12 protein-coding genes are annotated in these 11,949 nt (G+C 50.4%); 7 read left to right on the forward strand and 5 right to left on the reverse strand.

Going from position 1 to position 11,949, the window contains the following annotated elements:
• Positions 1-45: 45 nt before the first annotated feature.
• From dxs to xseB, 3 genes are read right to left on the reverse strand one after another with little or no spacing between them, the layout of a single operon-like run.
• Positions 46-1,914 carry a 1-deoxy-D-xylulose-5-phosphate synthase gene (dxs, locus tag NY07_RS00910; protein ID WP_033537459.1) on the reverse strand — a complete coding sequence of 623 codons (1,869 nt, stop codon included), beginning with the start codon at positions 1,912-1,914 and terminating at the stop codon, positions 46-48.
• A 22-nt stretch (positions 1,915-1,936) separates the two neighbouring features.
• Positions 1,937-2,818 (reverse strand): (2E,6E)-farnesyl diphosphate synthase, encoded by an 882-nt coding sequence (gene ispA / locus NY07_RS00915; RefSeq protein ID WP_033537460.1) that lies wholly within the window; start codon positions 2,816-2,818, stop codon positions 1,937-1,939.
• Positions 2,819-3,058: an exodeoxyribonuclease VII small subunit gene (gene xseB / locus NY07_RS00920; protein ID WP_033537461.1), complete on the reverse strand. Its 240-nt coding sequence runs from the start codon at positions 3,056-3,058 to the stop codon at positions 2,819-2,821. It lies immediately after the preceding gene.
• Positions 3,059-3,453: 395 nt separating this feature from the next.
• Between xseB and pomA the strand changes: the two genes are divergently transcribed.
• The 3 genes from pomA (at position 3,454) to thiI (ending at position 6,861) form a co-directional block, all read left to right on the forward strand.
• A complete protein-coding gene (pomA, locus tag NY07_RS00925) occupies positions 3,454-4,221 on the forward strand; it encodes a flagellar motor protein PomA (protein ID WP_033537462.1) in 768 nt (255 codons plus the stop codon).
• Between the two features lie 4 nt (positions 4,222-4,225).
• Positions 4,226-5,170 carry a flagellar motor protein MotB gene (locus tag NY07_RS00930; RefSeq protein WP_033537463.1) on the forward strand — a complete coding sequence of 315 codons (945 nt, stop codon included), beginning with the start codon at positions 4,226-4,228 and terminating at the stop codon, positions 5,168-5,170.
• Between the two features lie 233 nt (positions 5,171-5,403).
• Complete coding sequence (gene thiI / locus NY07_RS00935) at positions 5,404-6,861, forward strand: tRNA uracil 4-sulfurtransferase ThiI (protein ID WP_033537464.1); 1,458 nt, start codon at positions 5,404-5,406, stop codon at positions 6,859-6,861.
• A 233-nt stretch (positions 6,862-7,094) separates the two neighbouring features.
• Here the strand turns inward: thiI and NY07_RS00940 are convergent, their stop codons facing one another.
• Entirely contained in the window at positions 7,095-7,325 is a 231-nt protein-coding gene (locus NY07_RS00940; protein ID WP_033537465.1) for a hypothetical protein, read from the reverse strand.
• 182 nt (positions 7,326-7,507) lie between these two features.
• On the opposite strand from NY07_RS00940, the gene NY07_RS00945 reads away from it, so the two are divergent.
• From NY07_RS00945 to rlmM, 4 genes are all read left to right on the forward strand, one after another.
• Positions 7,508-8,419, forward strand: a complete 912-nt coding sequence (locus NY07_RS00945) for a transcriptional regulator GcvA (protein WP_033537466.1) — start codon at positions 7,508-7,510, stop codon at positions 8,417-8,419.
• A 46-nt stretch (positions 8,420-8,465) separates the two neighbouring features.
• Positions 8,466-9,161: an alpha/beta fold hydrolase gene (locus NY07_RS00950; protein ID WP_081953744.1), complete on the forward strand. Its 696-nt coding sequence runs from the start codon at positions 8,466-8,468 to the stop codon at positions 9,159-9,161.
• Positions 9,154-9,543 (forward strand): DUF423 domain-containing protein, encoded by a 390-nt coding sequence (locus NY07_RS00955; RefSeq protein ID WP_033537467.1) that lies wholly within the window; start codon positions 9,154-9,156, stop codon positions 9,541-9,543. Before NY07_RS00950 ends, NY07_RS00955 begins: the two co-directional genes overlap by 8 nt.
• Before the next feature lie 98 nt (positions 9,544-9,641).
• Positions 9,642-10,733 carry a 23S rRNA (cytidine(2498)-2'-O)-methyltransferase RlmM gene (gene rlmM / locus NY07_RS00960; protein WP_033537468.1) on the forward strand — a complete coding sequence of 364 codons (1,092 nt, stop codon included), beginning with the start codon at positions 9,642-9,644 and terminating at the stop codon, positions 10,731-10,733.
• Between the two features lie 131 nt (positions 10,734-10,864).
• On the opposite strand, the gene NY07_RS00965 is transcribed toward rlmM, so the two are convergent.
• Complete coding sequence (locus tag NY07_RS00965; RefSeq protein WP_033537469.1) at positions 10,865-11,872, reverse strand: isocitrate dehydrogenase; 1,008 nt, start codon at positions 11,870-11,872, stop codon at positions 10,865-10,867.
• Positions 11,873-11,949: the final 77 nt, after the last annotated feature.

An 11,949-nucleotide genomic window follows, 5' to 3' on the forward strand; every position in this document is an offset into this window, starting at 1 on the left:
AAAAGGCCTCATTAAGAGGCCTTTTTTGTGGGCTGAGGATCAGGCTTAGTCCGCCAGATAGGCGCGGATCTGCGCTTCGATACCCGGGCCATCGAGTTGCAGTTCGGCCAGGATCTCGCCGCATTCACCATGCTTGATAAACTCATCGGGCAGGCCGATATTGAGCACAGGCATAGGTTGCTTCAGCTGCTGTAGTACTTCCAGCACACCAGAGCCAGCGCCGCCCATGATGGCGTTCTCTTCCACCGTAACCAAGAGGTCATGACTGTCTGCCAGCTGTTTAATCAGCGCCACATCCAGTGGTTTAACAAAACGCATGTCGGCCAGGGTGGCATCTAAGGCGTCTGCGGCCTGACGCGCCGAGGCGAGCGTAGTGCCAAAGTTAAGGATGGCAATCTTCTTACCCTGACGTTTGATGAGGCCCTTGCCTATCTCCATCGCCGTCATGGTTTCAACCTGAGGCTCACCTGTGGCACTGCCTCTTGGATAACGTATGGCCGTGGGGCCCTCGTTATAGCAGTAACCTGTGTAGAGCATCTGACGACATTCGTTTTCATCCGAGGGCGCCATGATCACCATGTTTGGAATGGCGCGCATATAGCTGAGATCGAAGGCCCCTTGGTGGGTTGGTCCGTCTGGACCTACAATACCGCCGCGGTCGATAGCAAAGATCACCGGTAGCTTCTGTAGCGCCACGTCGTGGATCAGCTGATCATAGCCGCGCTGCAAGAAGGTGGAGTAGATAGCCAGTACTGGTTTATAGCCTTCACAGGCAAAACCTGCGGCTAGGGTGACCGCGTGTTGCTCAGCAATGGCGGCGTCGAAATACTGTTTCGGGAAACGCTGAGAAAATTCCACCATGCCAGAGCCTTCACGCATGGCGGGGGTGATCCCAAGTACCTTGTCATCCTTCTCTGCCATGTCACACAACCAGCGTCCAAACACCTGAGAGAAGGTGGGGTTAGCGGGTTTCGCGGCAGGTTTGGCGAAGGTCGATGGGTCAAACTTAGGTACGGCATGCCAGCCGATAGGATCTTTCTCGGCAGGCTCATAACCGCGACCTTTCTTGGTCATGATATGCAGTATCTGCGGGCCTGAAAGGTTACGCATGTTGCGTAACGTCTCGACCAGACCGTCGACATCATGGCCATCGATAGGGCCGATATAGTTAAAGCCGAGCTCTTCGAACATGGTGCCAGGGACAACCATGCCTTTTAGGTGTTCTTCGGTGCGCTTAGCCATCTCTTTGATGACTGGCATTCCCTTGAGCACCTTCTTACTGTTTTCGCGGATCGTGGTATAGAGACGACCCGACATCAGCTGTGCCAAATGATTGTTGAGTGCACCGACGTTTTCCGAGATAGACATCTCGTTGTCGTTGAGTACGACCAGCATGTCGTTGTGCAGATCGCCGGCGTGGTTCATGGCTTCAAATACCATGCCGCCTGTCATGGCGCCGTCACCGATGACGGCAACCACCTTACGACCGGCTTGCTCTTTTTCAGCGGCCACGGCCATAGCTAGCGCGGCACTGATAGAGGTGCCAGAGTGTCCTACGCTGAAGGTGTCATATTCACTCTCTTCACGCCAAGGGAAGGGATGAATACCGCCCTTTTGGCGAATGGTGTGCATTTTATCACGGCGGCCAGTGAGGATCTTATGGGGGTAAGCCTGATGACCCACATCCCAGATCAGGCGATCGAATGGCGTGTTGTAGACATAATGCAGCGCCACTGTCAGTTCAACCGTGCCAAGGCCAGAGGCGAAGTGGCCGCTGGAGATGCCTACCGACTGTAGGAGGTAACTTCTGAGTTCATCAGCAAGTTTTGGTAGCACCCCTTGTGGAAGCTGTCGTAATTCGTCGGGGGTGTCAGCCTGTGCCAGCACAGGGTATTTCGTAATATCCAAACTCATAGCGAGATTCTTTGGCTCTTTATTATACTCTTCGCTCAATGATGAAACGGGCGAATTCGGCAATTAACTGACTATTGTATGGTAATTTAGCCAGCGCTGATAGGGCGTCTTCAATCAAACTTTTTGCAGTCTCTTGTGCCCCGGATAAACCAAGTAGTTTCGGATAGGTACTTTTGTTCGACTCACAGTCCGATCCCTGGGGTTTCCCTAGTTCTTCTGTGCTGGCAATAATATCCAGTACATCATCTTGTACCTGAAAGGCGAGGCCTATTGCATCGGCAAATGTTAACAGATGGCGAGCTTGTTCATCTGTGACCTTGGCAGCAATGATAGGCAATTCTACTGCGCAGCGAATTAACGCACCGGTTTTTAATCTGTGAAGTCGTTTTAATGTGTCGAGATCTATCTGCTTATCTGTGGCGTTAAGATCCATCGCCTGACCACCACACATGCCGCTGTAACCCGAGGCTTTGGCGAGAGCCCGTACCATGGCCAGTTGCTGCTCGGCGGTGAGTTCGCTCTCTTCTCGGCTGATGATTTCAAACGCCAGGGTTTGCAGGGCATCACCTGCCAGTATGGCCGTGGCTTCATTAAAGGCGATATGTACAGTCGGTTGACCACGACGCAGGGCATCGTCATCCATGGCGGGGAGATCATCATGGATCAAAGAGTAGGCATGAATACATTCGATGGCAGCGGCGCAGGCATCGAGTCTTTCCAGTGGCACATTAAGCATTTCGCCGATGGCATAGACCAGAAAAGGGCGGATACGCTTGCCGCCGATTAGGGCGCCATGTTTCATGGCGGCCTTCAGTTGTGGCTCAGTCTCGTCTTGTGCCTTGATAAAATGGCGCAGCTGTTCATCGACGCGCTGCTGGTATCGCGTTATCGCTTCGTTTAGCAATTATTCGCCCTCTGGCAGATAGGGTTGCAAGCTGGGTTGATCCTGTTCCTGGGTCAAGATGGAGACTTTCTGTTGGGCCTGCTCGAGTTTGCCTTGGCTATTTCTGACCAGATTGATGCCGCGTTCAAATTGTTTGAGGGCGTCGTCTAAAGCCACATCGCCTTGCTCTAAGCTGGTGACGATCTGTTCTAATTCTGTGAGCGACTCTTCGAAGGTCAGGTTTTCAGGTTTTTTGGCCACGGTGATTTTCCCAAGAATTTAGCGACAGACAAAGTATCTCAGTCGACCCTAGGGGTCAAATTGCGCTGTCGTATATTTGTGCAATAGCACGCTTTAAGGAGGTTTTTTTATAAAAAATTGAATTTGTAGCTAAACTTGCGTGTAAGCTGTCCGATAATTGAATTAGAACAATACTCAATTTTGTCAGATATTATATCGTAAACTCCCGCCTGCGGTTAGGTGAATTCATGTCTAATTGGCGACTTTTATGTCACCACCCAGCGCAAATGAGATGTCTTAGATTATAAGAGTGAGTAGAGTGGATATCCGTCTCGAGATGATTATGGTGTTGACTGAGAGCTTGGTCATTAGGCCGAGATATTAGCAATAGCCGATACTGTATAAGAGGAAGAGTTGTGGATTTAGCGACCCTGATAGGCCTAATTGGTGCGTTTGGTTTTATTATCGGAGCTATGATCGGTAGTGGCGGCATTGCCATATTTATCGATGTGAATTCAGTGCTAATCGTATTGATAGGCTCGCTGTTTGTGGTGATGATGAAATACAACCTCAAACAGTTCCTCGGTTCGGTCAAGATCGCGGCCAAAGCCTTTATGTTTAAGATAGATAAGCCGGATGAGCTGATCGAGCAGGCGGTCACTATGGCCGATGCCGCGCGTAAAGGGGGCTTTTTGGCCCTTGAAGAAGCGGAGATCAGCAACAGCTTTATGCAAAAAGCGGTCGACATGCTCGTCGATGGGCATGATGGTGACGTAGTACGTGAGGCGCTGGAAAAAGATATCGCCCTCACCGAAGAGCGCCATAAAACCGGAATCGGTATCTTTAAGGCGCTGGGGGATGTGGCGCCCGCCATGGGGATGATTGGTACCCTTATCGGTCTGGTGGCCATGTTGTCTAACATGGATGATCCTAAGTCCATTGGGCCCGCGATGGCGGTAGCCTTGTTGACCACTCTCTATGGTGCCATTCTTGCCAACATGGTGGCCTTGCCTATTGCCGACAAACTCACGCTACGCATGAGTGAAGAGATGCTCAATCGAAACCTTATTATGGATGCGGTTTTGGCCATTCAAGATGGCCAAAACCCAAGGGTCATTGAGGGATTCTTGAAGAATTACCTCTCGGAGAAACAGCGAGAGATAGACACGACGGACGGGGAATAGCCAGATGGCTAAGAAGGTCAAATGCGATTGCCCTCCAGCCGGGGCGCCTATGTGGTTGGCAACTTTTGCCGACCTCATGTCGCTGCTGATGTGTTTTTTCGTCTTGCTGCTCGCCTTCTCTGAGATGGACGTCATGAAGTTCAAGCAGATCGCCGGGTCGATGAAGTATGCCTTTGGGGTACAGAATAAGGTCGAAGTTAAAGACATTCCCAAGGGAACCTCGGTGATCGCACTGGAGTTTCGCCCTGGTAAACCAGAACCCACACCGATTGAGATCATTAACCAACAAACCAACGAGATGACTGAGCCTACCATTGAGGTGCAGGCCGGTGAAGATGATAGCGCCGGCGGCGTGCAGCAACAGCAGGGTGAGCAACGTGGTGGCGAGGCATCATCGACGGCTCAGGAAGAGTCTGACGCTGAAGCGCAGGCCAAGCAACAGCAGCAAGAGGCAGCATCACAGGATCAGATCAATGATCAGGTGAAAAAAATGGCCCAGGAGCTCAATAAGGAGATCGTCGATGGGGCGATCGAGATTGAATCTCTCGGGCAGCAGATCATCATTCGCATCCGAGAGAAAGGGGCTTTCTCATCGGGTTCCGGTTTCCTTCAGCCTAGGTTTAAGCCTGTAGTGCGCCGCGTGGGTGAGCTGCTTAAGGATGTGCCGGGGATCATTACCGTCTCGGGTCACACCGACGATATGAAGATCAGTAACGAGCTTTACAGTTCTAACTGGGATCTCTCCAGCAAGCGTGCGGTGGCCGTCGCCCATGAGCTGGTACGCGTTTCAGGGTTTGATCAGCAGCGTATGAAGGTTGTTGGCATGGCCAGTACCGCGCCGTTAGTGCCCAATGACTCCGCCGATAACCGCGCTCGCAACCGCCGAGTTGAAATTGCGATTGAGCAAGGCAAGGCGAAGGAGTCTGATGAGATCCTCGTTGGGCAGTAAAATGAAATAAAGCTCCATAATGAAAAAGTCCACTTAGGTGGACTTTTTGCATTTCCATTACTCAGGCTAGGCCCTATCCCTTGTGAGCTGGCAAGGCATCGCTGAATAAAAATTGCTCACTTCTGCCTGACATGGCAGAAAATCCTTCCCGAGCCGCTGATTTATGGGCATTTGTGCAGTGGGCTTGGTATAATGGCAAGATTGCTGTTTAAATTTATTCCCTCGGAACGCCCATGAAATTTATCGTAAAACTGTTTCCTGAAATCATGATGAAAAGCAAACCGGTAAGAATGCGTTTTACCAAGATGCTTGAAACCAATATCCGCAATGTGCTGCGTAAGGTCGATGAAGAGGCCAAAGTACAGCGTCAGTGGGATAAGATCATGGTCAGGGTGCCAGAAGACAAACCAGAGATGATTGAGCGTTATGCCGAGCGTCTCGCCTGTATTCCAGGTATTGCCCATGTTCTGCAGGTGCGCGAGAGCACCTTCGAGTCAGTCGACGATATCTATCAGCAAACCTTGGCGCTTTATAAAGAGCAGTTAGCCGGTAAAACGTTCTGTGTGCGGGTTAAGCGTAGTGGTCAACACGATTTTAACTCGATAGAAGTTGAGCGTTATGTCGGTGGTGGGCTAAATCAGTTTACCGAAGCGGCTGGGGTTAGGCTTAAGAATCCCGATATGACGGTCAATCTTGAGATAGATAAGGAAAACCTATATCTGGTTGAGAAGCGTATCCAAGGTCTGGGAGGCTTCCCGATGGCAACTCAGGAAGATGTATTGTCATTGATCTCTGGCGGCTTCGACTCTGGCGTTTCTAGTTTCCAGTTTATCAAGCGTGGTTCTCGTACCCATTACTGTTTCTTTAATCTGGGCGGCGACCAGCATGAGATTGGTGTGAAGCAGGTGGCCTATCATCTGTGGCAGAAGTATGGCGAGTCACACAAGGTGAAATTTATCTCAGTTCCATTTGACCCTGTGGTGCAGGAGATCCTGGAGAAGGTCGATAACGGTCAGATGGGGGTTATCCTCAAGCGTATGATGATGCGTGCGGCTAGCCTTATCGCTGAGAAGATGGGTATTCAGGCCTTGGTGACGGGTGAAGCTATGGGGCAGGTCTCGAGTCAGACCCTGACCAATCTAAACGTGATTGACCGCAGCACAGATATGTTGATTCTGCGTCCGTTGATCGTGATGGATAAGCAAGACATCATTAATATAAGTCGCGAGATAGGTACTGAAGACTTTGCCAAGTCGATCCCTGAATATTGCGGTGTTATCTCGCAAAAGCCGACGGTGAAAGCTGTGATGGGTAAGATTCTCGCCGAGGAGGAGAAGTTCTCCGAAGATTTAATTGAGCGCGTAGTGGCTGCTGCCGAGGTGATTGATATTCGCGATATCGCTGCCAGCATGGATACTAAGATCACCGAGACCGAGACGGTTGATGCGGTGTCGGGCGGTGAAGTGGTGGTGGATATTCGCGCACCGGAAGAGGAAGAGCAGAGTCCGCTTGCCCTTGATGGCATAGAGGTGAAGTGTATTCCCTTCTTTAAGTTAGCGACACAGTTTGCCGATCTGGACAAAGAGAAGACCTATCTGCTTTATTGCGATAGAGGCGTCATGAGCAAGCTACAGGCGCTTTACCTGCAAGAGCAGGGATATCATAACGTTAAGGTCTATCGTCCTGTATAGCGCTTTTTAGGTGTCAGTGTAGTGACGAGAGCTAAGTGTTAAAGATAGAGGCTGCCAGTGGGCAGCCTTTTTTATGAGCGACTCTCACTATTACAGCTATAAATGCTTGGATTTATTGAGGGGCTGGCGTAATTTAACTGGGCTGATGCCTCACTCGTGGGTAACCGTCTTGGGTAACCATGAGCATAAAAAAGCCGCATCGAAGATGCGGCTTAATTGAAAAGGCTTTGAGATTATTCAGCGCGTTGAGCACTGATGCTGGTTTCTTGCTGCTCATCTTTTTGAGCGACCAGAATAGCGTTAAGGTCTTCGTTAAGATCTTGTTGCATCTGTTCTAAGCCTTCGGCCAGTTGTGCACTGATAGATGCATGCAGATCTGCGGTGTCGATAACTATCTCATCGGCGGTTGCAGCTGTTGATGCTGAGAGCAGTGCGATGGCAAATACAGTTTTAAAGTTAATCATAGTGGTCGCCTCCGGGCGGCATATCTTGGGGTGTCAGACACTCCCCATATACGTCGTCGAGGCTGTCTAACTATACTCATTTCGTTGGCGCAAAATTTAACCAAAAACCCTTCCCTTTACAAACGATAAAATGTAACAATACGGATTAGAAAAACTAATTAAAATGTGAGACAAGGATCACTATGTCGAGACGTTTACCTCCATTGAATGCAGTGAAGGCATTTGAAGCTGCTGCCCGTCACTTAAGCTTTACGCGCGCCGCGGAAGAACTTTTTGTGACACAGGCTGCGGTAAGTCATCAAATTAAAGCATTAGAAGAATATTTAGGGCTAAAACTTTTCCGTCGTAAGAACCGTTCCTTGCTATTGACCGAAGAGGGGCAGGGCTATTTTCTCGACATCAAAGATATTTTTGTTCAACTTGCTGATGCCACAGATAGATTATTGGCTCGAAGTGCCATCGGTTCCCTAACGGTAAGCACTTCACCGAGTTTTGCTATTCAGTGGCTGGTGCCTCGTCTGGCTAATTTTAGTGAGAATAATCCCGATATCGATGTGCGTATCAAGGCGGTGGATGATGAAACCAGTAGCCTGACCGATGACGTAGACGTGGCCATCTATTACGGCATGGGCAACTGGCCTGGCGTGCGTGCCGATAAGCTAAGAAACGAGGTGTTGATCCCCGTTTGTTCTCCGCTTTTACTTAATGGACCTAAGCCTTTATCTGAGCCGAGCGACCTGAGACATCACACCTTATTGCACGACTCCAGCCGCCATGATTGGCAGGCGTGGTTTAGACAATGTGGGATTAATGATATTAATGTGAATCAGGGGCCTATCTTTAGCCACTCCTCCTTGGTGTTACAGGCTGCTGCTCATGGTCAGGGTGTCGCGCTGGGTTATAGTGTATTGGCCCGACCCGACATCAAGGCTGGACGCTTGGTCTGTCCTTTCCCCGAAGTGCTCGTTAGTAAAAACGCTTACTATCTGGTGTGTCAGCAAAATCATGCCGAGATAGGTAAGATCGTGGCCTTTAGAAAGTGGATGCTAGACATGTTTGAAGAGGAGTCTCGCAGCGAGTTGTTGCCGGGATAATCTATTGGCGAGCATTTTAGGTGCCTCGCCATTATTAAGGGATAAGATGAGTTTTACGCAAGTATTGAATGAACGGCTTGGCGCAGCCGAGTTACCGCCTAGCCAGTGTCTGTTTTCGGGCCCAATTAAGGCGCAACAACTCGAGTGCGATACCCTGGTGGTGTTGGCGCACGGGGCCGGGGCCAACATGGAGCACGACTTTATGGCGCTGATGGCCGCTAAGCTCGCAGAGCAGGGCGTGGCCGTGGTCAGGTTTAACTTTCCTTATATGCGCAATAATGCCATTGATGGCAAGCGCCGCCCGCCGGATCGCGCGCCTAAGCTATTAAAAGATTTCTCTGTGCATCTCGATACCCTGCGCCAGGTATATCAGCCCAAACGCTTAGTGGTCATGGGGAAATCTATGGGAGGACGTATGGCCGCCATTCTGGGGGCTGAGATGCCACTCGATGGGGTGATCTGTCTAGGTTACCCCTTCGTGCCGCTTAAAGGGGGTGACCCCAGACTTGAGCCTATCGCCAAGTGCCAAGCACCGCTACTGATCCTTCAAGGTGAGCGGGACAAGTTTGGCGCCAAGGGGCAGGTGGAACCTTGGCTTGCCTCCTATAGTGCAAAACTTGAGTGGTTAGCCGATGGCGATCATAGTTTTCAACCAAGAAAGTCGTCAGGTACCAGTCTAGGCGCTAATCTGGATCTAGCTGTCTCACATAGTATCCATTTTATTAGGGGGTTAGATGCGTAAAGGGTTTTTATTGCTAGCAGCGCTAAGCGGTTTTTTAGCCGTTGCCTTAGGGGCTTTTGGTGCTCACGGACTAAAGCAGGTCACGACACCCGAGATGCTCGACATTTTTAACCTTGGGGTTGAGTATCAGTTTTATCATACCTTTGCCCTGATAGCCGTTGCCTTTAGTGGCCATTGGCTCAAGTCGCGTTTGATTGACTGGGCAGGTTATCTGTTTCTGTTGGGTATAGTACTGTTTTCCGGCTCGCTTTATCTCTATGTGCTGGTCGGCAGTAAGTGGACGGGCCCGGTAACGCCTATGGGCGGCGTTTGCTTCCTGGTCGGCTGGTTGTTTATTGCGGTGGCCGTGTGGCGTAATCGCGTAGTGGAGCTGGATGATTAGCCTGTGGCTAAAGCATTAAGATAATCGTATTCATTTTCGAGAAAGTGTAGAATGGCGGCCAATTGTGTGGGTCGCCATTTTTTATTCAGGATGTTCTGATGATAAACCTATTTTTATATTGCCGTGCCGGCTACGAGAAAGACTGCGCCGCCGAGATTCAGGAGCGGGCCGCGGAGCTGAATATTGGCGGCTTTGTAAAGACAAACCGTAACGATGGTTATGTGATCTTTCAGTGTTTTCAAGCGGGAGATGCGGATCTCTTGGCGGAGCAGCTAGAGCTGGACTCTTTGATCTTTACCCGCCAAATGTTTGCCGCCAATGAGCTGCTAAAGGATCTGCCTGAGGGTGATCGGGTGACGCCTATCGTCGAAGCGCTGGCGAAGGTACATAAGGCGGGTGAACTGAGGGTTGAGACGCCTGATACTAATGAGGCCAAAGAGCTCTCCACCTTCTGCCGTAAATTTACCGTGCCTTTGAGACAGGCACTGAAACGCAGCGGCGCCCTGCTTGAGAAAGAAAACCCTAAGCGACCCATTATCCATGTCTGCTTTGTTGGCCCGGGAACCGCTTATGTGGGCTATTCGCTTAGTCATAACAGTTCGCCCTATTTTATGGGGATCCCGAGACTCAAGATGGCCAGCGATGCGCCGAGTCGCTCGACGCTCAAGTTGGATGAAGCCTTTATCCACTTCATTCCTAAGTCAGAACAGGAACAGCGCCTGCGCAGTGGTATGAACTCGGTGGATCTCGGTGCTTGTCCCGGTGGCTGGACCTATCAGTTGGTGCGCCGCGGTATGTTTGTGGCGGCGGTTGATAACGGCCCCATGGCGCAGAATTTGATGGATACCGGTCAGGTGAGACACTATCAGGCCGACGGATTCCGTTTCGAGCCGCCAAAGAAGAATATCTACTGGCTGGTGTGCGACATGGTTGAAAAGCCTTCGCGTGTGGCCGAGCTGATGGAGGCCTGGGCGATTAACGGCTGGTTTAAGGAAGCGATCTTTAACCTTAAGCTGCCGATGAAGAGCCGTTATAAAGAGGTGTCGACCATCTTGGCAACCATGAAAGAGGTGCTGAGAGAAAATGGCATCGATGACTTCCACCTAGCCTGTAAGCATCTTTATCACGACAGAGACGAAGTGACTGTGCATCTCTGGTTGCGCCCAGGCGTAGGTTTTAATTTCGGTTAGCTTTGCTCAGCGTGCTAGCTAAGTGTGCTAAGTGTGCTAAGTGTGGTAAGAGAGCTAAGTGATAAAACAGCTAATAAAAAGCCCCGCGTTAAGCGGGGCTTTTTTGTCACTGATAGACCTTCAGGTGTCGATTACAGACGTTCGATAACCGCCTGAGTAAAGTCAGTCGTACCATGAGTACCGCCCAAGTCGCGGGTAGTACGGTCGCCTTCTTCGATAACGGCTGAAACCGCGTTACGAATAGCTTGTGCCTTGTCTGACATACCTAAGTATTCCAGCATCTGAATCGATGCCAGGATCACTGAGGTAGGGTTCGCCAGGTTCTTACCTGCGATATCTGGCGCACTGCCGTGAACCGCTTCGAAGATCGCTGCGTTTTTACCTATGTTGGCACCCGGTGCCATCCCTAGGCCGCCAACCAGACCGGCGCAAAGATCCGATAGGATATCGCCAAACAGGTTAGTGGTTACGATCACGTCGAAGTTTTCTGGGTTCATCACCAGTTTCATACAGGTCGCGTCGACAATCATCTCTTCAGTGGTGATGTCTGGGTAACGCTGGCTTACTTCGCGAGCCACTTTCAGGAACAGGCCTGAAGTTGACTTCATGATGTTAGCCTTGTGTACGATAGTGACCTTCTTACGACCCTCTTTACGCGCTAGCTCGTAGGCGAAGGTAGTGATCTGCTCTGCGCCCTGACGGGTGATGATACTGGTGGCTTCGGCGGTGGCACCGTCTTCAGAAACCGTTTGGCCTAGGCCTGAGTACATCCCCTCGGTGTTTTCACGTACCGTGATGATATCGATATTGTCGTAACGAGCCTGAGTACCTTTAAAAGACAATACAGGGCGTACGTTTGCGTAAAGGCTGAATTTTTTACGTAAAGTGACGTTGATTGAGGTAAAGCCTTCGCCAACTGGGGTGGTTAGCGGCCCTTTTAGGGTGATACGGTTCTTTTCAATTAGGTCTAGTGTGCGTTGGGGTAGAAGTTCACCTTGCTTCTCAAGTGCGGCTAGGCCAGCATCGGCGAACTCGTATTCGAAATCACATCCGGCTTTATCTAAGATCTTGATTGCTGAGTCGATTATGCTCGGGCCAATCCCATCACCTGGGATAACGGTAATTGTTCTTTTTGACATGGAGAGTCCTTCCACGGTTGGTCGTTACTGCTATTGTCTGACCATGTCGAAAGACACGGTTTTATGACTATGAATTT

The organism is Shewanella sp. ECSMB14101 (genome assembly GCF_000773485.1).
Classification (GTDB): Bacteria; Pseudomonadota; Gammaproteobacteria; order Enterobacterales; family Shewanellaceae; genus Shewanella; species Shewanella marisflavi.